Below are 21,875 nucleotides of genomic sequence, written 5' to 3' on the forward strand. Positions count from 1 at the left end.
CAATCGGGGGATATCCGTCACGATGATCGACATCGTTCTATTGATCATCATCGGCGGGTCCGCTTTGCTCGGCCTGATCCGGGGGCTGGTGGGCACGCTGGTGTCGACGGCCGCGTGGTTGCTGGCCGGCTGGGTCACTTTCGAGTTCGGCGGACAGGCCGCCTCCTGGCTGTCCGACGACGGCAACCCCACCATGACCGAACTGTTCGGCGGCTACGCGTTGAGTTTCGTGGTGGTGATGCTGGCGGTGGCGCTGATCGGCGCCCTGGCCAAATCGATGGTCCGTTCGGTCGGCCTGTCGGGCGTGGACCGCATGCTGGGTACGGCCCTGGGCCTGCTGCGCGGAGCTTTCCTGGCCTGCATCCTGGTGCTGCTGATGGGCTTCACGCCTTTGCCGCGCGAGCCTTCCTGGCGTCAATCCAGCGTAGTGCCGGTGTTGCTGCCGGCCGCGGGCTGGATGCGTTCCAAGCTGCCGGACTGGTCCGTTCCGGAAATGGATTTTCGCAATCCCCTCCACTCAGGCGATAATGGCGCCCCGGATGAAGCGTCCGGGCCTTTGCTGGACGGTGTCGTTCAGCAAGTCATCGACAAGGCCAAAGGTGGCGTGTCGCAGCGGCAGGCGGTGGGAAGCGTCCCGGCAGGCAAGGATCCGGCGAACATCGAGGCCGGCGGGCAGGAACCCGCGAACATCGAAGCGAGCGGGCAGGCCCCGGCAAGCGGTCCCGCCAACCTCGAATCATCGAAACGTCCCACCGGCCAGAAACGGCCCAATTCGCAATAAGCAAGCGGAGTACGCAAACCATGTGCGGCATCGTCGGAATCGTCGGCAACCAGAACGTTGCGGGGCAGCTTTATGACGGGCTGACCGTCCTGCAGCACCGTGGGCAGGATGCGGCCGGCATCGCCACCGCCGACGGCACGCGCTTGCGCGTGCACAAGGACAACGGGCTGGTGCGCGATGTGTTCAACCCCAAGGCGATGAGCACGCTGGAAGGGCGCGTGGGCATCGCCCACTGCCGCTACCCGACCGCCGGTTCCGAAGGTCTGGACGAAGCGCAGCCGTTCTACGTGAATTCGCCGTACGGCATCGCCCTGGCGCACAACGGCAACCTGATCAACACCGACGCCCTGCGCCAGGACGTGTTCGCCGAGGATCGCCGCAACATCAATACCGATTCGGACAGCGAAGTGCTGCTGAATGTGTTCGCGCACGAACTAGACCGTCAGCGCACGCTTTCGCCCGAGACCGCGATCCGCGCCGTGGCCGGTGTGCACCGCCGGGTCAAGGGCGGCTACGCGGTGGTCAGCGTGGTGCTGGGCCTGGGCCTGGTGGCTTTCCGCGACCCGCACGGCATCCGCCCGCTGGTGCTGGGCAAGCGCGACCACAACGAAGGCACCGAATACATCGTCGCTTCCGAATCGGCGGCGCTGGACATTCTGGGCTTCCAGCGCGTGCGCGACGTGCAGCCGGGCGAAGCCATCGTCATCACCGCGCGCGGCGAGCTGTTCGCCGAAATCTGCGCCGAACCGCAAGAGCATGCGCCCTGCATCTTCGAGTACGTGTACTTCGCGCGTCCCGATTCGATGATCGACAACGTTTCCGTGCACAAGGCGCGCATGCGCATGGGCGTGAAGCTGGGCGAGAAGATCCTGCGCCTGCGCCCGGACCACGATATCGACACCATCATCCCGATTCCCGACACCTCGCGCGATGCGGCGCTGGAAATCTCCAACGTGCTGGGCGTGAAGTACCGCGAGGGCTTCATCAAGAACCGCTACGTCGGCCGCACCTTCATCATGCCGGGGCAGGGCGAGCGCGTTAAGTCGGTGCGCCGCAAGCTCAATCCCATCACGCTGGAGTTCCGCAACCGCGTGGTGCTGCTGGTGGACGATTCGATCGTGCGCGGCACCACCAGCCAGCAGATCGTGCAGATGGCGCGCGACGCCGGCGCGCGCAAGGTCTATCTGGCTTCGGCCGCGCCGCCGGTGCGTTTCCCCAACATCTACGGCATCGACATGCCGGCGGTGGACGAACTGGTGGCCAACGACCGCAGCATCGAGGACATCGAAAAGTTCCTGGGCTGCGACTGGCTGATCTACCAGGATCTGGAAGATCTGGAAGCCTCGGTGCGCGAAGGCAACCTGGATCTGCAGCGCTTCGATTCTTCTTGTTTCAACGGCGATTACGTGACCGGTATCGAGCCCGGTTATTTCGAGCGCATCGAATCGCTGCGTTCGGATGAAGCCAAGCGCAAGCGTCGGGTGTCGTGAAATCCGTTTTGCTCGAGTCGTCATCCCAGCGAACGCTGGGATCCACTTTGACTTTGCCCTTGAATGTCGAACAGCAAAGGCAAAAGCAAGATCAAAATGGATCCCAGCTTTCGCTGGGATGACGATTCATTTTTCATGTTTTCGTCGCTTTTCGACGCCGCTCGGGCATGCCTTGACACTGCTTCGCCAGACGACAAAGTCGCGCTGACCCAGGAGTACGCCGCTGCGTTCTCCCGTCGTGAACTCCGTGCCGCTCCCGATGCGCCAGCAACGCAGCCCATCCGCATGCCCGGCCGTCCTGAGCGGCCACGACTGGTGCCTGCGCGCGATCTTCCGCAACGCGGCATCGGCAGCGCCGAAGGCCGCGCTGCCTTCATCCACGCCATCGCCCATATCGAGTTCAACGCCATCGACCTGGCCTGGGACGCGGTCTACCGCTTCCGCGGCCTGCCTCCGCAGTTCTATGCCGACTGGGTGTCGGTAGCCAACGACGAGTCCCGGCATTTCGTGTTGCTGCGGGATCGCCTGCGCGATTTGGGTCACGACTACGGCGATTTCGATGCGCATAACGGTTTGTGGGAAATGGCCGAGAAGACCGCCCATGACGGTCTGGCGCGCATGGCTCTGGTGCCACGGGTGTTGGAAGCGCGAGGATTGGATGTCACGCCCGGCATGATCGCCAAGCTGCGCAACCTGGGCGACACGGCCAGCGTGGAAATACTGGAGCTGATCCTGAGCGAAGAAGTGGCCCATGTCGCCGCCGGTTCGCATTGGTATCGGTGGTATTGCGAACGCGAAGGCAGGGAACCGCGTTCGACTTTCCGCGAACTGCTGGCCCAGTACGCCGGACCCGTGCTGCGCGGTCCGTTCAACCATCATGCGAGATTGCAGGCCGGTTTCGACGCCGAGGAAATCGCCGCCCTGGAGCAGCTGGCCCCGTAAAGCTGCGGACGTGCCGAGATGCGTAGGAGCGACGTGAGTCGCGAATATTCACACGCGGAGGTTTCGCGACTTACGTCGCTCCTACGCGCCCCTACGGTTGCAGGGACTCCAGCCGATAGCCATCCGCATTCACGCGCAACACCGACCCTTGCTCATACCAGTCCCCAAGCACAATACGCGTGCAAGGGTGATCGCCCAGTTGCAGCTCGTGCACGGCAGGGCGATGGGTGTGCCCATGGATCATGGTGTCGATGCCGAAACGGGTGAATGTCGCCTCGACCGTGGCGGGAGTCACGTCCGTGACCGTTTCGAAGCGCACATCGTTGCCGCCTTCGCGCAGTTTGGCCTGATGCGCCCGACTGGCCGCACGTGCCTGCGTGGCGAAGGCCAGCCGCGCCTGCAGAGTCTGCGAGAGGAACTGCGCCTGCCAGGCCGGGTTGCGGGTCTGCGCGCGGAAGGCCTGGTAGGCGACATCGTCGGTGCACAGCAGATCGCCGTGCAGTAGCAGCGTCGGCTTGCCGTAAAGCACGACCACGGCAGGGTCCGGCAGGATGCGGAAGCCGGCATGCGCCGCGTAATCCTGTCCGACCAGGAAATCCCGGTTGCCGCGAATGAAATACACCGGCACGCCACCATCGGCCACTTCCCGCAACGCCGAGGCGACATAAGCGCCGACTTCGGAGGGGTCGTCGTCGCCGACCCAGGCTTCGAACAGGTCGCCGAGCACATACAGCGCGTCGGCCGATTTCCCTTCGCGCCGTACGAACTGGCCGAATAGTTCGGTGATGGCCGGCCGGGAGGAATCCAGGTGCAGATCGGAGATGAAAAGGGTGGTCATGGGTCAATTGTAGGTTCTTGTAGGAGCTGCGTAAGCTGCGACCGAAAACGGTCCGGTTACGGCAAGCCGTCCCCGCGCCCCATTCCTGCGGTCGCAGCTTACGCAGCTCCTACAAGGTAAAATTGCCGGATTCCGCTTTATTGGACCTCAAATGACCTGCCGTACCCGTTTCGCCCCCAGCCCCACCGGTTACCTGCACATCGGCGGCGCGCGCACCGCGCTGTACTGCTGGCTGGAGGCGCGCCACCGCGGCGGCGACTTCATCCTGCGCATCGAGGACACCGACCGCGAGCGCAGCACCCAGGGCGCCATCGACGCCATCCTGGAGGCGATGGAATGGCTGGGGCTGGACTACGACGAAGGCCCGATCTACCAGACTCAGCGCCTGGATCGCTACCGTGAAGTGGCCGAGCAACTGGTCGCCGACGGCAAGGCCTACTACGCCTACGAGACCAAGGAGGAGCTGGAAGCCATCCGCAACGCCGCTCAGGCCGCGGGCGACAAGCCGCGCTACGACGGCCGTGCGCGCGAACTGAACCTGCCGCATCGCGACGATCCCAACCGCGTGATCCGCTTCAAGAACCCGCAAACCGGCAGCGTGGTGTTCGAAGACCGCATCAAGGGCCGCATCGAGATAAGCAACAGCGAGCTGGACGATCTGGTGATCTTCCGCTCCGACGGTTACCCCACCTACAACTTCGCGGTGGTGGTGGACGACATCGACATGGGTATCACCGACGTGATCCGCGGCGACGACCACATCAACAATACGCCGCGCCAGATCAATATCTACCAAGCGTTGGGCGTGCCGGTGCCGCTGTTCTCGCACATGCCGATGATCCTGGACCCGGAAGGCGCCAAGCTGTCCAAGCGCACCGGCGCGGCCGACGTGATGCAGTACAAGGACGCCGGCTACCTGCCGCATGCGCTGATCAACTACCTGGCGCGGCTGGGCTGGTCGCACGGCGACCAGGAGCTGTTCACACGCGAGGAACTGATCCAGCTGTTCTCGGTGGAAGACGTCAATTCCAAGGCCGCGCGCCTGGACATGGACAAGCTGGGCTGGGTCAACCAGCACTATCTCAAGAGCGACGATCCGGCCGCCATCGCGCCGCAGTTGGAGTACCAGTTGCGCAAGCTGGGGTTGGAGCCCGCCAACGGCCCCGCACCGGCCGACGTCGTCATCGCCCTGCGCGACCGCGTGCAGACGCTGAAAGAGATGGCCGAACGCGCCGCGGTCTGGTACCTGCCGCTGGAAAATTACGACGAAGCCGCAGTCGCCAAGCATCTGAACGCCGCGGCTTCCGCGCCGCTGGCCGCCGCCCGCGACCATCTGGCCAATGCGGTGGAATGGACCGTCGAATCGGTCTCTGCGGCTCTCCACGACACGGCCGCCGCGCTGGGCCTGGGCATGGGCAAGGTGGCCCAGCCGCTGCGTGTGGCCATCACCGGCACACAGGTCAGCCCGGATATTTCCCAGACCGTGTACCTGGCCGGACGCGATCAGGCCTTGAAACGCATCGATGCAGCGCTTATCAAGATACCTGCGGATTCATAATCCTCATTCGACCATGGCCCAGAAGCACTCCTGCACAGATCCCAAGCACCACGTCGACGACGCCCACGGCTTCGTCGCGGCGGTGGAGCGCGCGTGCCAGGAACGCGGCTTGCGCCTGACCCCGATCCGCTCGCGCGTGCTTTCGCTGATCGCCGACGCCGGCAAGCCGATCAAGGCTTACGAACTGCTGGAGCTGGTACGCGAAAAGAAGGGGGTGGGCGCCGATGCGCCGCCCACGGTCTACCGCGCGCTGGATTTCCTGATGGCCAACGGTTTCGTGCACAAGCTGGAATCGGTGAATGCGTTCGTGGCCTGCCACCATCCCAACAGCGACCAGCACTCTGTGCCGTTCCTGATCTGCGACCGCTGCCATAGCGCCGTCGAGCTGGAAGACCGCGAAGTGGTCACGCAACTGGAAGCCCGCGCCAAAGCGCTCGGCTTCCAGCCGCAGGCGCAGACCTTGGAAGTGCACGGCCTCTGCGCGCGCTGCGCCGCGTGATTCCGTAGGAGCGCGTAGGAGCGACGTAAGTCGCGAACCCATACAGAATATTCGCGACTTACGTCGCTCCTACGCCACGGTAGCGGCTTGCAGGCGCGGCGACTTTTCGCGGATGGGCAGGTTCGCCGCCGCCGCGATCAACGCCAGCGCGATGTCCGCGTACCACATCCAGGTGTAGTCGCCGAAACGCTCGATCGCCACGCCGCCCAGCCATGCACCGAAGAATCCGCCGATCTGATGCGACAGCAGCGTCAGGCCGAACAGCGTGCCCAAATAGCGCGGACCGAACAATTTTCCGATCAAACCCGCCGTCGGCGGCACCGTCGCCAGCCAGGTGAAGCCCAGCGCGGCGGCGAAGATGTAGAACGTCATCGGCGTGGGCGGCGACAGCAGGTAGAGGGCGATCATCACACCACGGCTCGCATACATCGCCGCCAGTATCAGCTTCATCCGGTAGCGCTGGCCCAGTGCGCCCGCGGCCAGGCTGCCCAACACGTTGAACAGTCCGATCAAAGCGATCGAAGCGCCAGCGACGCCCGGTTTCAGACCGCAGAGCGCGATCTCGCCCGGCAGGTGCGTGACCAGGAACGCGATGTGGAAACCGCAGGTGAAGAAACCCAGGTGCAGCATCCAATAACTGCGGTCGCGCAAGGAGATACGCAGCTGTTCGCGCAAGGTGATTTCCGCCGGCGGTGCAGCGACAGCGCTGGCGCCGCTTGCTGCCGCAGCCGCAGGCTTGCGCCGCAACGGCCAGGCCAGCGGCAGTGTCAGCAGCGAAGCGGCGGCCAGTCCGAACATTGCCACGCCCCAGCCCGCAACGCTGATCGCCAGTTGCACCAGCGGTGCGAATACGAACTGCCCCAGCGAGCCTCCGGCATTGATGAAACCGGCCGCGAACGAACGCTTTTCCGGTGCCAGTCGCGAAGCGGTGGCGCCGATCAGAATGGAAAAACTGCCCGCGCCCGCGCCGGCCGCGGTCAACAGTCCAAGGGTGAACATCAGCCCCCACTGCGAAGACATGAAAGGCGTCAGCGCCATGCCCAAAGCAAGCAGGATGCCGCCGGCGACCAGGATGCGCGTCGAACCCTGCTTGTCGGCGATGGCGCCGAAGACAGGCTGCACCGCGCCCCACACGAACTGCCCGATGGCCAGCGCGAAACTGATCGCGGCGATGCCCACGCCGGTGGATTGGTGGATGGGCTGCACGAACAGGCCGGTAGTCTGGCGCGCGCCCATGGTGATCATCAGCATGGCCGCCGCGGTCAGCAGCAATCCCCAGTGCATCGCCGGTGCGGCGCGTCCTTTGGTAGCGGTATTCATGCGGCGATCCCCGATTCATGGCGCAATGCGGTGTCCAGCAGGTCCAGGTCGATGCGCAGGCGGTCGGTCCTGGCGGCGCCGTAGCTGGCTTCGATGCGCCGCTGCGCGCGCAGCCAATGCGGTTTCGCGCTGGCGATGCGCTTGCGCCCGCTGGCGGTGATGGAAATCAGCCGCTGCCGCGCGTCTTCGCCGCGCTCCTCCTTCAGCCATCCCGCTTCCAGCAGCGGCTTCAGGTTGCGGGTCAGCGTGGTGCGTTCCATGCCCAGCGAATCGGCCAGTTCGCCCAGCAGACGAGGGCCGCCGCGCTCGGCATGGCGCAGAATCGAGTATTCGTTGAGGCTCAGGGCCACCGCCGCGAGCTCGTGGTCGTATATCTGGGACACCTGGCGGGCGGCGCGGCGCAGGCGGAAACAGGTGCAGACGCTGTCGGAAGAAGAGGGCATTCGGATACGTCCGCAGTACGATCCGGCCATTTAAGTGCATATGCACCTATGCTGTCAATAAAAAGGCGGCTGTCCTTTCGGCCAGCCGCCTTTGCCGATCACGGCATGACCGTCAGAAGAACACCCGGATGCCGGTCGAGAAGTTGCGGTCCGGCAGCACCACCGAATCCTTCAGGAAGGAAGTGTGCACGCGCGCGGTTTCACCGGTCAGATTGCTGCCGTCCAGGAACAGCTCCCACGCGGTGTCGCCCTGGTCGTGGTGGTAGGCGACATGTGCGTCGACCAGCGTGTAGCCCGCAGTCGGAGTTTCATTGGCAGCCACCTTGTCCTGCTTGTCGTAGCGCACCGCGCCCAGCGAAGCGCGCCAGCCTTCGCGTTCCCAACGCAGCTGCGCGCCGAACCGCGAAGGAGCGATGCGCGGCAGGTTGCCGCCCGCCGCCAGCGTTCCGCGCACCGTATCGCCATACACGCGCAGGTCCCAAGTGCCGTTGTCGTTGTTGGCCAGATGGAAAGTGGCTTCGCCCTCGAAACCGCGGAAGCGCGCATCGGCCTGGCTCCATTGGCGGATCGGCAGGAATTCGCCCTCCTCGAATTCGGTTTCCTCGCCGGTATCGACCAGGTAGATGAAATCGTCGAAACGGTTGTAGTAGACCGAGGCCTTGGCGTCCATGAAATCGGACTGGTACTGCAAACCGAATTCCAGCTGGTTCGCTTTTTCCTTGCCCAGATTCGCGTCGCCGATTTCATAGGCCAGCGTCGCCAGGTGCGGACCATCGGCGAACAGCTCTTCCTCGGCCGGCGCACGTTCGGCATGGTCCAGATTGGCGGTCACGCGCCATTGTTCGTTGAGCCGCCAGCCACCGGCCAGCGACAGGCTCAGTGGTTTGAAATCGCGGGCGGTGCCGGTGACCGGATCGGCTTCGATACTGTCGATGCGTGCGCCGAGATCCAACTGGAAATCGTTCCAGTTCTTGCGGGCCACGCCGAACACGCCCAGCGAACGGGTACTGGTTTCCGGGACGAAGGATTCCTCGCCGATCGCGGCGAACGTCGACTTGCCGCCCTGTACGCCGACCGCGGTTTTCCATCCCGACATTTCCGCGAACGCTGCTTCCACGCGGCCTTCGTTGGCGTTCTTGGCGAAGGTGGTACCGACTTCCTCGCCTTCGAATTCGATGTGGTTGTAGTCGGTGTGGCCGAAGCTGTAGCGCAGGCTGCTGCCTTCGCCCCAGGGATCGGTCAGGCCGCCTTTCAGGTCGTAGCGGTTCTGGCGCAACTTCAGCCAAACGCCGCGTTCTCCCGCGGCCAGATCGCCCGGCTCGCCGGGGTTGCCGTAATCGTCTTCGAAACGCGAAGCCGACACGCCGATGAAACCCCAGTCGCCCAGCAACGAACCACCGACCGCACCGGTCTTGGTATCGATGAAAGTATTGGCCTGCTTGCCGTCGGGCGTGTCGTAGTCCTTGTTGTTGCGGTACACCGCGTCGGCGTGCAGGGCGAAGCGGTCGTTGCCGCCGTCGATGCGCACCAGGTCGGTATTGCCTTCGTTGACGCTGTCGAAACGCACTTCGGCGCGGCCGCTGAAACCGCCTTCGATGGCCGCTTCGGGAATCCGCCCGTCGACCACGTTGACGATGCCGCCAATGGCGCCGCTGCCGTAGAGCAGGGTGGAGGGGCCCTTCAATACCTCGATCTGGTCGGCCAGGAAGGCTTCCACGGCCGGCGAGTGGTCCTGGCTGACGGTGGACACGTCCTGGCTGGACAAACCATTACTCAGTACCGCAACGCGCGGGCCGTCCAGTCCACGCAGGATCGGGCGGCCGACGCCCGGGCCGAAGTTGGAGCTCTGCACGCCCGGCAGGCTGGAGATGGTCTCGCCCAGGCTGGCGGCGCGGCTTTCGTCCAGGCGCTCGCCGGTCAGCACCTCGGCGGGCTTGCTCAGGGCGTCGGCGGCATCGCGCAAGGGGCTGGCGGTCACCACCACGCTGTCCAGGTCCTTGACGTGACGGTCGCTGGGCTCGCCATCGGTATGGCGGGTATCGGTGGGCGGGACGTCGGCGGCGGTCGCCTCCGTGCTATCGGCGCCGGCGGCCCAAGCTAGGGCGGGGGAAAGGGCCAATGCCAGAGCAATGGCTAGCCTGTGGCGGGAATGCGCGGGGCTGGGATTCATCGGGGGGTTATTCCGGGAAGTGGAGGGGGTTGACGAATGTTATAATATACCAATATTGGAAAACGACCCCTCCCGAAAGTCATACTGATGCCCATGGATTCCCGCTTCCGCAGCTTGCTAGACCGTTTCGGCGCCACCGGCTCGATGATTTGCGCCGTGCATTGCGCCCTGACCCCGCTTTTACTGGCGGCGATTCCGTCGCTGGGGATATCGGCCTGGCTGGGCGATGGTTTCGAGCGCGGTTTCGTGCTGTTCGTGACCGTGCTGGGCCTGTTCAGCCTGCTCTGGGGCTATCGCCGCCATCGCGCTTTCCGTGCGCTCACCCTGCTGCTGATCGGTTTGGCGGTGCTTTGGGCCGGTGCCTACTACCCGCCGCTGCACCATCAGGTAGTGGTGCACGCTATCGTCATGACCCTGGGCGGTACGCTGGTGGGGCTGGCGCACATCATCAATCTGCGCCTGAACCACTGGCACATTCACGATGCCAGCTGTGCTCATTGAGGCCTGCGTGATAGGCTTTGCGGCCTCGCGCGCAAGGCGCTACAGCTAAATCAGGAGCAAACCATGGGCAAAGGTGATCGCAGGACCGCCAAAGGCAAGCGCAGTATCGCTAGCTACGGCAACGCACGCACGCACGTTTCCAAAGTCGCCGTCGGCCCGGCCGCGCCTGTCGCGAAGAAGACCGTGACCAAGGCGGCGGCACCGGCGAAGAAGGCCGTGGCCAAGAAGACGGTGGCCAAAGCCGGCTGATCGGCTCACCGCCGTGATGCGCAAAACGCGACGCCTGGCGTCGCGTTTTCGTTTGTGCCGCCGGCAGGCGATTCGTTTCAGTTTGTAGAGCCGAGCTTGCTCGGCTGCTCTTCGCGCAGGATCAAAAGCAGCCGAGCAAGCTTGGCTCTACAAAAAAACGGCGCGCTGCTAAAGCCGGTTTCCTGCCACGTAGGCGGCCATGAGCGGATCGCCGCCAAGCCAGTAGGCAAGTTCGGCCGGCTGGCGGATGTTCCAGTGCGCGAAATCCGCGCGCATGCCTACCTGCAGCGTTCCACGATCCCGCAAGCCCAGCGCGCGGGCTGCGTTGAGCGTGGCCCCACGCAGGGCTTCCTCGGGCGTCAGCCGGAAATGCGTGCAGGCCAGCGACATCGCCAGCCGCAACGATTGCAATGGCGAGGTGCCGGGATTGCAATCGGTGGCCACGGCCATCGGCACACCATGTTGGCGGAAAAGATCGAGCGGAGGCAGCACGGTCTCGCGCAGACAGTGGAAGGCGCCCGGCAGCAACACCGCCACGGTGCCGGCGGCTGCCATCGCCCGCACACCGGCTTCGGAGGTGTGTTCGACATGGTCGGCGGAAAGCCCGCCGAATTCGGCCACCAGCGCCGCACCTTCGCCATCGCTCAGCTGATCGGCATGCAGCTTGACCGGCAGGCCCAGCGCCCGCGCCGTTTCGAACACGCGCCGCGTCTGCGCAAGCGTGAAGCCTATGCGTTCGCAGAAGGCGTCCACCGCATCCACCAGCCCCTCGCCATGCAGGCGGGGCAGCCACTCGCAGACCGCGGCGATGTAGTCGTCCGCACGCCCGGTGAACTCGGGTGGCAGCGCATGTGCGCCCAGGAAGGTGGTGCGCACAGTAATTCCCAGCTCCGCGCCGATGCGCCGCGCCACGCGCAGCATCTTGCGTTCGTTGTCGAAGTCCAGGCCGTAGCCGGACTTGATCTCCAGCGTGGTCACGCCGTCGCCGCGCAAGGCGCGCGCGCGCGGCAGCGATTGGACGAACAGTTCCTCTTCGCTGGCTTGGCGCGTGGCGCGTACGCTGGAAACGATGCCGCCTCCTTCGCGCGCGATCTGCTCGTAGCTGACGCCGCGCAGGCGCTGCTCGAATTCGCCGGCGCGATCGCCCGCGAACACCGCATGGGTATGGCAGTCGATCAGGCCGGGGGTGATGCAACCGCCGGAAGCGCGGATCACTTCCCGCGCGCAGCGTTCGGCTTCGGCCGGCAGATCGGCGGCACGGCCGACGAACCGCAGCACGCCGTCGCTCCACGCCAGGGCGCCGTCCTCTATCGCGCCGTAGCCGCCGTCTCCCTCCAGCGTCACCAGATCCGTTCCGAGAATCAGACCGTCCCAGCGCGCACCCTGCGCCGTATCAATCGCCACCGCCGCCTCCATCGCCGCAGCCGCCGTCGCTGGAATCGCACGCGCTGCCGGAGTCGCCGCCATGACCGCTATCGCCGCCGCCGTCGGAACGCTGGCTGGGGCGGCGCGAGCGAGCGAGCAGCCAGGCCAATGCCAGCACGACCAGCAATGCGATCAGAAACAGTTCCATAGGTGTCAGGGAAGCGGCGACGCGTTAGCCTAACGCAATCCGCCTTCCAGCAATCGGGAATCCGCATGTCCACACCGCCAGCCAGTCCGTCGGCACTGTTGTCGCAAACCCCGCAGGGCCGCTGGCGCGTTCCCGGTATCGCCAATCTGCATTCGCATGCGTTCCAGCGCGCGATGGCCGGACTGGCCGAGCGCCAGACCCATCCTGAGGACAGCTTCTGGACCTGGCGCGAAACCATGTACCGGTTCGCCGCGCGCATGGATCCAGACAGCACTTATGCGGTCGCCGCCCAGCTCTACGCCGAGATGCTGGAGGCCGGTTACACCACCGTGTGCGAATTCCACTACCTGCACCACGCGCCGGATGGAAAACCCTACGCCGACCCCGCAGCGATGTCGCGCGCGCTGATCGCCGCCGCGCGCGATACCGGCATCCGCATGACCTTGCTGCCGGTGCTGTACATGACCGGTGGTTTCGACGGCCGTGCCTTGTCCGTGCGCCAGCAGCGCTTCGGTCACGATGTAGAGGGATTCCTGCGTTTGCTGCAGACCCTGCGCGCCGAGGAAAGCGGGCTGCTGCGCATCGGCTGCGCGTTCCACAGTCTGCGCGCGGTGCCCGAAGCGGCCATGCGCGAAGTGCTGGCGGCATTGCCAGCGGATGCGCCCTTGCACATCCATATCGCCGAGCAGATCGGCGAGGTGCAGGACTGTCTTTCGCTGCGCGGCGCGCGGCCGGTGGAATGGCTGCAGCAGAACTTCGAGGTCGATTCGCGCTGGACCCTGGTGCATGCCACCCATCTGACCCCGGTGGAGACCAAGCAGCTCGCCGCCAGCGGCGCCATCGTGGCGATCTGCCCGACCACCGAAGCCAACCTGGGCGATGGCCTGTTCCCGTTGCGCGCCTATCTGGACGCGGGCGGGGCCTGGGGCATCGGTTCGGACTCGCACATCTCGGTATCGCCGGTGGAAGAACTGCGCTGGCTGGAATACGGCCAGCGCCTGGTCACCCGCCATCGCAACATCGCGGTAAGCGCCGGCTCCAGCAGTGCCGGCGAAACGCTGTTGCATGGCGCATTGGCCAGCGCGCCGCAGGCGACGGGCCAGGACACCACGCCCGATTTCGTGGTGTTGGAGACCGACGCCCCGGTCTTGGCGGGGGCGCATGCGGACGACGTTATCGATCGCTGGATTTTCAGCGGCAATCGCCCCGCAGTACACGAGGTGCATGTCGGCGGCCAGCGGGTGGTGACCGATGGCCGCCACCTCGAGCGTGACGCCATCGCACGGCGCTATCGCCAGATCGTGGCCGGCCTGCTAGCGGACTGAGCTTCGCATACTCCACCGATCGTGGGTTCCGTCGTCTGGTGGCCGGGGTTCGTCGCAAGTCCGGGCGACTTCCGGGGGAATCCGCAATCCTGCAGGCTCTTGAAAGGGAGACCGCCATGAACCTTCGTTTCGCCACCCTGGCTCTTGCTCTGGCCGCCGCCAACGCCCATGCCATGACCGATACCGAACTGCGCAAAGTCGTCGACCAGCGCCTGCACGGCGACCGCACCGGCGCCTGCATGGCGGTGGCGGTGATCGAGAAAGATGCCGTTGCCCGTACCTTCGCCTGTGCCGACGACAAAGATGTCGCACGCATCGACGCTAACAGCGCCTTCGAGATCGGCTCGGTCAGCAAGACCATGAACGCGGCGCTGCTCGCCGACTTGATCGGGCAGGGCAAGGCTTCGCTGGACGATCCACTGGCCGACTATCTGCCGACAGGCACCAAGGTACCCGCGTTCGAAGGCAGGAAAATCCTGCTGCGCCATGTAGTCACCCATACGTCCGGTCTGCCGGCGCTACCGGCACGGCTTGGCGCAACGGACATGAACGATCCCTACGTCAACCTGACCGAGGACGCGCTGCTGGCCTCGCTCGGCGACGCCACGCTCTCCGCCGCACCGGGAACGAAGTTCGAATATTCCAACTTCGCCTCCATGGTGCTGTCCTACGCGGTCGCACATCGCGCAGGGGAGGACTACGAAACGTTGATCCGCCAACGCCTGTTTGCGCCTTTGAAGATGGATAACGCCTACATCAAGCAGTTGCCGGCTGGCGTGCGCGCGGCGCAAGGGCATTCGCCCAACGGCAAGGCGGTGTCGGCCTGGAATTTCAGTACCAATCTTGCCGGTGTCGGCGGCGTACGCGCCACGCTCGACGACATGATCGACTACGTACAGGGCGAACTCGGCAAACCTGCGGTTTCGATAACGCCCGCGCTCAAGCTCAGCCAGCAGGAAGTGTCGAAGACGCCGCCCATGGCGATGAACTGGATGCTGATGCCGGTGGCGGGGCGGACGGTGCACGTGCACGAAGGCGGCACGGGCGGCTTCTCGTCCTTCGTCGCATTCGACGTTGCCAGGCAGCGCGGTGTGGTGATCCTGTCCGACACTACCTGGAACTCGCTCGGCAGCCTGGGCACGCTCGGCCTGCATCTGGTCGATGAGAGCTTTCCGCTGGGCAAGCCGCGCAAGGCCGTCAAACCGCCGGCCGATTTGTTGGAGGGACTGGTCGGCGACTATCGGGTCGGCGCCATGAAGATGAAGCTCAGCCGCAAGGACGGTGCGCTGGTGATCCAGGCCGAAGGGCAGCCCGCCTATACGATGGCCTATGACGATGCGGGCGATTTCTACCCGTTGGATTTCGACGCGTTGCTGCGCCCGGGGCGTACCAGCAGCGGTTACGGCTTCACCTGGATGCAGATGGGCGGGGTGATGGCGGCACAGCGCGTGGATGGCGTGGCGAAGGCGCCGAAGATCGCGCTGCCGGCCGAAGAATTGCGCGAATACGCCGGCGAGTATCCATTGACGTCGGGATTCGGCCTGACCGTGATGGAAAAAGACGGCAGGCTTTTCGTTCAAGGAACCGGCCAGCAGGCGATAGAAGTGAGCGCGGTGAAAGCGGATGTGTTCGTAGCCGATATCGTGGCCGCGGAGATCCAGTTCGAACGCGATGCGTCCGGCAAAGTGATCGCGCTGACTCTGCTGCAGGGCGGCCAGAAGCTGCGCGGTGAGCGCAAGTGATCGGCCCGCGGCAGGACTATCCCTTGAGCGAGGCGCTACCTTCCGATGTGCTGGTCGGCAGCAACGCAGTGTGGAGCCGCTATCGCCGCTACCCGGTCTTCAGTTCGCACTGGCTGCTGGGCCGCAGTGCGATATTCGCGACGGCACTCCTGTTCGTCGCCGTGACGATCGGCACCGGCACCGGACTGGCGATGCAGGACTGGTGGGTCGGCGTGCGGATAGGCCTGACCGAGTGGGTCGCCTTCGTTCTGATGGCGACGATGGGCCCGGCCCTGGCTACCTGGGTCAGGCACCGGCGCTGGCCGGTGTCGCGCGAACGCAAAGCCGTGGTCATTGCCGTGTTGCTGGGCATGCTGATCAGTTTCTTCGTCGACCGGCTCGCTTCGGGCTATGTCGAACAACTGATGCGCCCCTTCATGGCGGCAAGAGGGATCGGCCCGGTTCCGCAGATGGGAGCGCTGGCCAAGGCCGTCGGTCTGGCCATGAATCTGGCGGTGCTGATCGTGGTGTATGGGTTGTTCGGCGGCGGTTTGTCGCTGCGGGCCTACTTCAGCGAACGACGGCGCTGGGATCGGCACAACAGCAGGCAACAGCTGGCTGCGGCGCTGGTGGAAGCGCGCGACGCCGACCTGCGCCTGGGCGTGTTGCAGGCGCAGGTGGAGCCGCACTTCCTGTTCAATACGCTGGCTTCGGTGCGTGCGCTGGTGCGTCAGGATCCGGCGCAGGCGGAAAACACGCTGGATGCGCTGGTGGATTTCCTGCGCGCCAGCATCCCAAAACTGCGCGATGGCGAATCGAAACTGCATTCCACGCTGGGGCAGCAATTGGATCTTTGCCGCAGCTATCTGGCCTTGATGCAGGTACGCATGGGCGGAAGACTGAGCTACGCGGTGGAAGCCGATCCTGCGTTGCGCGCTGCGGCATTCCCGCCGTCCATCCTGATCACCCTGGTGGAGAACGCGATCAAGCATGGCATCGAACCCAAGCCCGGGCCTGGATGCGTGCGCATTCTCGCCTCCCTGCATGAGGGCAGGCTGCTGGTGCGGGTCGTCGACGATGGAGTAGGCCTGCAACCAGGACTGGGTAGCGGCATGGGTCTGGTCAATGTGCGTGAACAGCTGGCAAGCCGCTTCGGTGGACGCGGAAGCTTCAACCTGCATCCGTTGCCCGGCGCAGGAGTGAGCGCGGAGATAAGCATACCGATGGAACACAGCACATGAAGGGACAGTCCGCATGAAACCCGTCACCGCTCTGATTGCAGAAGACGAAGCGCCGCAACGGATCGCACTGCAGGGACAACTGTCGGAAGCCTGGCCGGAATTGGAAATCGTCGCGGTCTGCGAGGACGGGCTGTCGGCGCTCGATGCGGTCGCCATGCACAAGCCTTCGGTGGCGTTCCTGGATATCCGCATGCCCGGCGTCAGCGGCCTGGATGTGGCCATGGCGGTGGTGGAGAACGGCGGACTGGTGGTGTTCACCACCGCCTACGACGACTACGCCATCCGTGCGTTCGAAGCCGGCGCTGCCGATTATCTGCTCAAGCCCGTGCAACCGGTGCGGTTGGCGCGGGCCGTCGAGCGCCTGCGCGAACGATTGCAGCAGGTGCCTGCGACCGGTCTGCAAGCGGTGATGGAGCGACTGGAAGCGCGCCTGCGCCCGGCCGGAGACAAGCTGATCCGCTGGATCACCGCCAGCATCGGCGACAGCGTACGCATGATCGGGATCGATGAAGTCCTGTTTTTCCAGGCGCAGGACAAGTACGTGCGCGTGGTCACTACCCAGGACGAATCCATCATCCGCACTTCGTTGAAAGAACTGCTGGCCGGGCTGGATCCGACGGAGTTCTGGCAGGTGCATCGCGGCGTGGTGGTGCGGGTGAAGGCGATCGACCGCGTACGCAAGGACGAATTCGGCCGCCACGTCTTGACCCTGAAGGGCCGTGGCGAAGCGCTGCCGGTCAGTGCCGCATTCCAGCAACGTTTCCGCGGCATGTAGGGTTGTAGGAGCGGCGCTGGAACGACGTAGGAGCGACGTGAGTCGCGACCGAAAGCAACGGCATGTGCTCGCGACTCACGTCGCTCCTACGCCGCTCCTACGCGCTGATGTGCGAACAGGTCGTCGGCACGCGCCAGCGCGCCTTCCAGTTCCAGCAGGAACTGCTTGGTCGGCAACCCGCCGCCGAAGCCGGTCAGCGATCCGTCGGCGCCGATCACGCGATGGCAGGGCAGCACGATGGGCAGCGGGTTGCGCCCATTGGCCGCACCCACCGCACGCATCGCCGTGGGCTTGCCGATGCGTTGGGCCAGTTGCGCATAGCTGATGGTTTGGCCGTAGGGAATCGTCGCCAGCGTGTGCCACACCTCGGTTTGGAACGGCGTACCTTGCGGTGCGAGCGGGAGGTCGAACTGCTTGCGCGTGCCGGCGAAGTACTCCTTCAGTTGCACGCGCGTCATATCGAGTATCGCGTCCTCTCCTTCCGCCCATTTTTCCAGACGTGCCATCGGATGGCGAGGCGAATGGAATTCGATCAGGCGCAGGCCATCGTCGTCCGCCGCGAGCAGCAGGGGTTCGACGGGGCTGTCCATGTACTGATAGCGGATCATTTCAATCCTCCAGCATAAAATAGATGAATCGTCATTCCCGCGAAGGCGGGAACCCAGCGACTTTCGCTCTTTGCAAGCAAAGGCACTGGATTCCCGCCTTCGCGGGAATGACGAGTAATTGTTTTGAGGTGTTCATCTTTCATTTCTTGCCAGTCGGCGGTTTGGCCGCGCCCATCGAATCCTTCCACACCTGGATCACCGCATACGCCCGCCATGGCCGCCACGATTCGGCCCGCGCGATAAGCGCCTTGGCGGTCATGCGCGATCCGTCTGTCGGCACCGCTTTTTGCAGAACCAGATCGTCGGCAGGGAACGCATCCGGATGCCCCAGCGCGCGCATGGCGATGTAGTTCGCGGTCCATGGTCCGATCCCGGGCAACGCGACCCAGCGTGCCAGGAAGTCATCCAGCATGCGTTCGCTGCGGAAATCCACCCGCCCGTCCAGCACCGCGCGGGCGACGGTGCGTACGGTGTCGGCGCGTGTGCGGGTCAGGCCGATGCGGGTGAGGTCGGCATCGGCCAACGCTTCGGGCGTGGGAAAAAGGTGACGCAAGCCGGGCGCAAAACCCTCGGCCATGGTTTCGCCGAATTCCTGCGCCAGCCTTGCCGTGAACGTACGCGCCGCCGCCACGCTGACCTGCTGGCCGATGATGGCGCGCATGGCGATTTCGAAACCGTCCCAGCCGCTGGGCAAACGCAGGCCCGGGCGCTTCTTCAGCAAGGGCCGCAGGCGCGCATCGTGCGAAAGCGCGGCGGCGATGGCGTGCGGATCCGCATCCAGGTCGAACATGCGCCGCAGCCGGTTGACGATATCCAACAGCCGCGTCGGTGCAACGCCGTGCAGCTCCAGCTTCAAGGCGTGTTCGCCATTCGGCCACGCGCTCACACGCAACCACCCCGGCGCACTGGCTGGGCCGATCACGCGCGCGTAGGCGAGATCGTCCACCGATTCCACGCCCGGCAGGGCGCGTCCGCGCAGGAAATCCAGCATGGCGGTGAAGTCGTACGGCGGCCGGTAGCCCAATCGCAGCACCAGCGTGCCTTCCTGCGTGATCACGGTCTGGCGGCGCAGATCGCGGGGCGCCATTCGGTACGCTTCCAGGAAAGTGGCGTTGAATCGCCGCAGGCTGCCGAAGCCGGAAGCCAGCGCCACTTCGGTGATGGGCAGGTTGGTTTCGGTAAGCAGTTGCTTGGCGAACAACAGTCTGCGTGTGCCGTGCACGCCGATGGGCGCGGCGCCCAAGCGATCGGTGAACAGTCTGCGCAATTGGCGCTCGCCCAGCCCCACGCGTTCGGCCAATGCCGACAACGGTTGTTCCGCCAGCAAACCCTGGTCGATCAGTTTCAATGCGCGCGCCACGGCTTCGTCGCCGCGCCGCCATGCGCCATCGCCAGGCGCCAGTTCCGGGCGGCAGCGCAGGCAGGGACGGTAACCGGCGGCTTCGGCTGCGGCCGCATTGCCGTAATAGGTGATGTTGATCGGTTTGGGGGAAGGCGCCGGACACATGGGCCGGCAATAGATGCGGGTGCTTTTCACCGCAACAAAAAACAGCCCGTCGAAACGCGCATCGCGGCTCAGGCGCGCCTGTTCGCAGACGCGGGGATCCAGTGCAGTAAAGGCGCCATTGCTTTCCATGGGGGCAGGTTAGCACCGGTTTGTGGGCCGGACTCGCCGTTTTCGGACATCAATGCTGAGGGCACGAAACGGATATCAAATCCGTGTGAAAAACCCGTTCGTGGTGAGCCTGTCGAAAGCCCGGCTCGTGGCGAGTTCTTCTAATCCGTTCGTGGTGAGCTTGTCGAACCACGCTTTTCGCGGAGTTTTTCAGCAACGGCAAACAGCCGCCAAGAGCATGGTTCGACAAGCTCACCACGAACGGAATTGAGGGACGATTACCGGGCCGATATCCGGAAGCTCTATTTATCCGCTTCCAGCGCAGGCAGCAACGGAGCGATATCGCCGTCGTTCTCGCGCGCCGGTATGTCCAGCAATCTGGCCATCAGCGGATACACATCCACATTGTCGAAGGGAGCGATCACCACGCCTTTGCGGAAGGCAAGCCCGTGCGCGATGAAAGTCGCGCGCATCGAGGCGAGCGCGGGGTCGTAGCCATGCGAGCCGCGAGTGCCGGCGAGTGCGCGTTTGGCCATGCCGGCTGCCGGAATGGCATCCCAGCCTTCGTCCATCTGGCAAACGATCGGCGGTACGCGTGCGTTGCGGCCGTAATGCCAACGCGCGGGCAGTTCGCTTTTGCGCCAGCACTGGTAGTGGTTGTGGCGGCCGAGCAGGCGCTTTTCCGCCGCTTCCACGTGTCCGGCGCGCGGGGCGATGCCGACCGACTGGCCGATGCTGACAACAATCGCGTCTTCCACCGGCACCATGTCCTCCACCGCCACCACCTGGCCGGGCGGTACTACTGCCATGCCATGGTCGGACACCACGATCACGTTCATCCGCTCCAGAAGGCCTTTACCTGCCAGCGAATCGAGCAGGCGGCCGACGGCGGCATCGGCCTGGCGCACGGCCTGATGCGTCTGCGGCGCATGCGGTCCGTGTTCGTGGCCGGCGCCATCCACCATTTCCAGGTACAACGCGGCGAATCGCGGGCGGGTGGCGGCGGGTTCTTCCAGCCAGCGGGCCACTTCGTCGGCGCGTTGATCGGCGGGTATGGATTCGTCGTACGGCTTCCAGCGGGTAGGGCGCACGCCATCGATCTCCGCCGCACTGCCGGGCCAGGCCCAGATCGCGGTCGGCAGGCCGGCTTTTTCGGCGCCTACCCAGATCGGTTCGGCACGCCACCAGCGTCCGTCGCCTACCGCGGCCAGATCGGCCACCCGGAAATCGCCCAGCCCTTCCTCGCGCATCGTGTTGTGCACCACGCCGTGACGGTCGGGGCGCAAACCGGTGACCAGGGTGAAATGGTTGGGGAAGGTCAGGGCCGGGTAGGAGGGGTTCATCCATTCGGCGCGGACTCCCTGTCGGGCCAGGCGGTCCAGATGCGGTGTGTCGCCCTTGCCCAGATAGTCGGCGCGCAGGGCATCGATGGAAATCAGCAGCAGCGGTACGGGCTCTGAAGCGGTTCGGGTGGCAGTGGTTCGGGCCGGGGTGGTGGTGCAGCCCGCCAACAACAGCAAAGCGGCCAGCCACGCAAGCCTGAAGAATGGCGGGTGCATAGGCGATCGTCGTGAGAATCTTATGCGTGAAGCTTGGCAGACTCGGGAGTAACGTGCATGACACAGGCCGGCATGACACAGATTCGAAGGATCAGCTGCATCGCCGCACTGGCCTTGTCCTGGCCATTGGCATCGGCCGCAGAAGCGCCGTCTACCGCGCCCGCTGCCGATCCTGCGCAGTGCCAGGTCTGGCAACGTGAGCTCAGTTTCGCCAGGTCGGTCGCCGAACACGATGCCTCGGCCTTCGCCGAGCACCTGCATCCCCGGGCAGCGTTCGGCGTGGAGCGCCAGCCCAGCATCGGCCGCGAAAAGATCGCTGAGGAATGGAAGGGCATCGTCGACGGCAGTGCGATCAAGCTGGAGTGGTATCCGGACCGGGTCGTGGTGGGTGGCGACGGCCGTACCGCTTTTTCCACAGGCCCGGCGCTGTACCAGGATCCGGCCACGGGCAAGTTCCGGCACGGGCGTTTCAGATCGGTGTGGCAGCAGGAAGCCGATGGCGCGTGGCGGGTGATCTTCGATGACGGCAACCGTCCCGAACCGGCCGACGAAGCTGCGGTGCAGGCGTTCCGTGCGGGCAGCGGCAAGGCGTGCGGCGCTGCCTGAGGCGTTTATGAATGCGGGCGATGGGGTTGCGACCGGTAAATGCCCGTGCGCGTATAACCGA

The 21,875-nt window shown here is 64.9% G+C and carries 21 protein-coding genes; 12 read left to right on the forward strand and 9 right to left on the reverse strand.

Translation table 11 applies throughout. The features are described from left to right. Positions 1-22 precede the first annotated feature (22 nt). From BLR66_RS17860 to BLR66_RS17870, 3 genes are all read left to right on the forward strand, one after another. Positions 23-781: a CvpA family protein gene (locus tag BLR66_RS17860; protein WP_093290007.1), complete on the forward strand. Its 759-nt coding sequence runs from the start codon at positions 23-25 to the stop codon at positions 779-781. Positions 782-801: 20 nt separating this feature from the next. Beyond that, positions 802-2,271: an amidophosphoribosyltransferase gene (purF, locus tag BLR66_RS17865; RefSeq protein WP_093290008.1), complete on the forward strand. Its 1,470-nt coding sequence runs from the start codon at positions 802-804 to the stop codon at positions 2,269-2,271. Positions 2,272-2,406: 135 nt separating this feature from the next. Continuing rightward, positions 2,407-3,213, forward strand: coding sequence for a ferritin-like domain-containing protein (locus tag BLR66_RS17870; protein WP_093290157.1), 807 nt, complete (start codon positions 2,407-2,409; stop codon positions 3,211-3,213). Between the two features lie 91 nt (positions 3,214-3,304). Here the strand turns inward: BLR66_RS17870 and lpxH are convergent, their stop codons facing one another. Beyond that, positions 3,305-4,051: a UDP-2,3-diacylglucosamine diphosphatase gene (gene lpxH / locus BLR66_RS17875; protein WP_093290009.1), complete on the reverse strand. Its 747-nt coding sequence runs from the start codon at positions 4,049-4,051 to the stop codon at positions 3,305-3,307. A gap of 151 nt (positions 4,052-4,202) precedes the next feature. Between lpxH and gltX the strand changes: the two genes are divergently transcribed. Both gltX and BLR66_RS17885 read left to right on the forward strand, forming a co-directional pair. Further along, a complete protein-coding gene (gene gltX, locus BLR66_RS17880; RefSeq protein ID WP_093290010.1) occupies positions 4,203-5,609 on the forward strand; it encodes a glutamate--tRNA ligase in 1,407 nt (468 codons plus the stop codon). 13 nt (positions 5,610-5,622) lie between these two features. Further along, on the forward strand, positions 5,623-6,108 hold the full coding sequence (locus BLR66_RS17885; protein WP_093290011.1) for a transcriptional repressor: 486 nt from the start codon (positions 5,623-5,625) through the stop codon (positions 6,106-6,108). A gap of 69 nt (positions 6,109-6,177) precedes the next feature. Here the strand turns inward: BLR66_RS17885 and BLR66_RS17890 are convergent, their stop codons facing one another. The 3 genes from BLR66_RS17890 to BLR66_RS17900 form a co-directional block, all read right to left on the reverse strand. Continuing rightward, the gene (locus BLR66_RS17890) at positions 6,178-7,428 is read right to left on the reverse strand and encodes an MFS transporter (protein WP_093290012.1); all 1,251 of its coding nucleotides are present in this window, start codon (positions 7,426-7,428) and stop codon (positions 6,178-6,180) included. Continuing rightward, a complete protein-coding gene (locus BLR66_RS17895) occupies positions 7,425-7,871 on the reverse strand; it encodes a MarR family winged helix-turn-helix transcriptional regulator (RefSeq protein WP_093290013.1) in 447 nt (148 codons plus the stop codon). Before BLR66_RS17895 ends, BLR66_RS17890 begins: the two co-directional genes overlap by 4 nt. 112 nt (positions 7,872-7,983) lie before the next feature. Further along, positions 7,984-10,041, reverse strand: a complete 2,058-nt coding sequence (locus tag BLR66_RS17900) for a TonB-dependent receptor (protein WP_093290014.1) — start codon at positions 10,039-10,041, stop codon at positions 7,984-7,986. An 87-nt stretch (positions 10,042-10,128) separates the two neighbouring features. On the opposite strand from BLR66_RS17900, the gene BLR66_RS17905 reads away from it, so the two are divergent. Then, positions 10,129-10,542, forward strand: coding sequence for a MerC domain-containing protein (locus BLR66_RS17905; RefSeq protein WP_093290015.1), 414 nt, complete (start codon positions 10,129-10,131; stop codon positions 10,540-10,542). A 63-nt stretch (positions 10,543-10,605) separates the two neighbouring features. Then, positions 10,606-10,791 (forward strand): 30S ribosomal protein THX, encoded by a 186-nt coding sequence (locus tag BLR66_RS17910; RefSeq protein ID WP_093290016.1) that lies wholly within the window; start codon positions 10,606-10,608, stop codon positions 10,789-10,791. Positions 10,792-10,959: 168 nt separating this feature from the next. On the opposite strand, the gene hutI is transcribed toward BLR66_RS17910, so the two are convergent. Next, the gene (gene hutI / locus BLR66_RS17915; RefSeq protein WP_255402770.1) at positions 10,960-12,195 is read right to left on the reverse strand and encodes an imidazolonepropionase; all 1,236 of its coding nucleotides are present in this window, start codon (positions 12,193-12,195) and stop codon (positions 10,960-10,962) included. Continuing rightward, positions 12,185-12,364 (reverse strand): hypothetical protein, encoded by a 180-nt coding sequence (locus tag BLR66_RS17920; protein WP_093290018.1) that lies wholly within the window; start codon positions 12,362-12,364, stop codon positions 12,185-12,187. Before BLR66_RS17920 ends, hutI begins: the two co-directional genes overlap by 11 nt. Positions 12,365-12,429: 65 nt before the next feature. Between BLR66_RS17920 and BLR66_RS17925 the strand changes: the two genes are divergently transcribed. The 4 genes from BLR66_RS17925 to BLR66_RS17940 all read left to right on the forward strand — a co-directional run bounded on the left by BLR66_RS17925 (position 12,430) and on the right by BLR66_RS17940 (position 17,426). Then, complete coding sequence (locus BLR66_RS17925) at positions 12,430-13,689, forward strand: formimidoylglutamate deiminase (protein ID WP_093290019.1); 1,260 nt, start codon at positions 12,430-12,432, stop codon at positions 13,687-13,689. A gap of 116 nt (positions 13,690-13,805) precedes the next feature. Next, a complete protein-coding gene (locus tag BLR66_RS17930; protein ID WP_093290020.1) occupies positions 13,806-15,431 on the forward strand; it encodes a serine hydrolase in 1,626 nt (541 codons plus the stop codon). Between the two features lie 23 nt (positions 15,432-15,454). Continuing rightward, entirely contained in the window at positions 15,455-16,651 is a 1,197-nt protein-coding gene (locus BLR66_RS17935) for a sensor histidine kinase (RefSeq protein WP_255402771.1), read from the forward strand. A 13-nt stretch (positions 16,652-16,664) separates the two neighbouring features. Next, the gene (locus BLR66_RS17940; protein ID WP_093290021.1) at positions 16,665-17,426 is read left to right on the forward strand and encodes a LytR/AlgR family response regulator transcription factor; all 762 of its coding nucleotides are present in this window, start codon (positions 16,665-16,667) and stop codon (positions 17,424-17,426) included. A gap of 86 nt (positions 17,427-17,512) precedes the next feature. Here the strand turns inward: BLR66_RS17940 and BLR66_RS17945 are convergent, their stop codons facing one another. From BLR66_RS17945 to BLR66_RS17955, 3 genes are all read right to left on the reverse strand, one after another. Further along, positions 17,513-18,034 carry a methylated-DNA--[protein]-cysteine S-methyltransferase gene (locus BLR66_RS17945; protein ID WP_093290022.1) on the reverse strand — a complete coding sequence of 174 codons (522 nt, stop codon included), beginning with the start codon at positions 18,032-18,034 and terminating at the stop codon, positions 17,513-17,515. Between the two features lie 139 nt (positions 18,035-18,173). After that, entirely contained in the window at positions 18,174-19,670 is a 1,497-nt protein-coding gene (locus BLR66_RS17950; protein ID WP_093290023.1) for a DNA-3-methyladenine glycosylase 2 family protein, read from the reverse strand. A 281-nt stretch (positions 19,671-19,951) separates the two neighbouring features. Beyond that, positions 19,952-21,208 (reverse strand): alkaline phosphatase family protein, encoded by a 1,257-nt coding sequence (locus BLR66_RS17955; protein WP_093290024.1) that lies wholly within the window; start codon positions 21,206-21,208, stop codon positions 19,952-19,954. Between the two features lie 72 nt (positions 21,209-21,280). On the opposite strand from BLR66_RS17955, the gene BLR66_RS17960 reads away from it, so the two are divergent. Continuing rightward, on the forward strand, positions 21,281-21,814 hold the full coding sequence (locus tag BLR66_RS17960) for a YybH family protein (RefSeq protein ID WP_176943959.1): 534 nt from the start codon (positions 21,281-21,283) through the stop codon (positions 21,812-21,814). Positions 21,815-21,875 lie beyond the last annotated feature (61 nt).

Source organism: Pseudoxanthomonas sp. CF125, assembly GCF_900104085.1.
Classification (GTDB): Bacteria; Pseudomonadota; Gammaproteobacteria; order Xanthomonadales; family Xanthomonadaceae; genus Pseudoxanthomonas_A.

Bases quoted from the DNA above. Each gene is read 5' to 3' on its own strand.
- BLR66_RS17860 (WP_093290007.1), top strand. From the start codon at position 23: ATGATCGACATCGTTCTATTGATCATCATCGGCGGGTCCGCTTTGCTC.
- purF (WP_093290008.1), top strand. From the start codon at position 802: ATGTGCGGCATCGTCGGAATCGTCGGCAACCAGAACGTTGCGGGGCAG.
- BLR66_RS17870 (WP_093290157.1), top strand. From the start codon at position 2,407: ATGTTTTCGTCGCTTTTCGACGCCGCTCGGGCATGCCTTGACACTGCT.
- lpxH (WP_093290009.1), bottom strand. From the start codon at position 4,051: ATGACCACCCTTTTCATCTCCGATCTGCACCTGGATTCCTCCCGGCCG.
- gltX (WP_093290010.1), top strand. From the start codon at position 4,203: ATGACCTGCCGTACCCGTTTCGCCCCCAGCCCCACCGGTTACCTGCAC.
- BLR66_RS17885 (WP_093290011.1), top strand. From the start codon at position 5,623: ATGGCCCAGAAGCACTCCTGCACAGATCCCAAGCACCACGTCGACGAC.
- BLR66_RS17890 (WP_093290012.1), bottom strand. From the start codon at position 7,428: ATGAATACCGCTACCAAAGGACGCGCCGCACCGGCGATGCACTGGGGA.
- BLR66_RS17895 (WP_093290013.1), bottom strand. From the start codon at position 7,871: ATGCCCTCTTCTTCCGACAGCGTCTGCACCTGTTTCCGCCTGCGCCGC.
- BLR66_RS17900 (WP_093290014.1), bottom strand. From the start codon at position 10,041: ATGAATCCCAGCCCCGCGCATTCCCGCCACAGGCTAGCCATTGCTCTG.
- BLR66_RS17905 (WP_093290015.1), top strand. From the start codon at position 10,129: ATGCCCATGGATTCCCGCTTCCGCAGCTTGCTAGACCGTTTCGGCGCC.
- BLR66_RS17910 (WP_093290016.1), top strand. From the start codon at position 10,606: ATGGGCAAAGGTGATCGCAGGACCGCCAAAGGCAAGCGCAGTATCGCT.
- BLR66_RS17920 (WP_093290018.1), bottom strand. From the start codon at position 12,364: ATGGAACTGTTTCTGATCGCATTGCTGGTCGTGCTGGCATTGGCCTGG.
- BLR66_RS17925 (WP_093290019.1), top strand. From the start codon at position 12,430: ATGTCCACACCGCCAGCCAGTCCGTCGGCACTGTTGTCGCAAACCCCG.
- BLR66_RS17930 (WP_093290020.1), top strand. From the start codon at position 13,806: ATGAACCTTCGTTTCGCCACCCTGGCTCTTGCTCTGGCCGCCGCCAAC.
- BLR66_RS17940 (WP_093290021.1), top strand. From the start codon at position 16,665: ATGAAACCCGTCACCGCTCTGATTGCAGAAGACGAAGCGCCGCAACGG.
- BLR66_RS17945 (WP_093290022.1), bottom strand. From the start codon at position 18,034: ATGATCCGCTATCAGTACATGGACAGCCCCGTCGAACCCCTGCTGCTC.
- BLR66_RS17950 (WP_093290023.1), bottom strand. From the start codon at position 19,670: ATGGAAAGCAATGGCGCCTTTACTGCACTGGATCCCCGCGTCTGCGAA.
- BLR66_RS17955 (WP_093290024.1), bottom strand. From the start codon at position 21,208: ATGCACCCGCCATTCTTCAGGCTTGCGTGGCTGGCCGCTTTGCTGTTG.
- BLR66_RS17960 (WP_176943959.1), top strand. From the start codon at position 21,281: ATGACACAGATTCGAAGGATCAGCTGCATCGCCGCACTGGCCTTGTCC.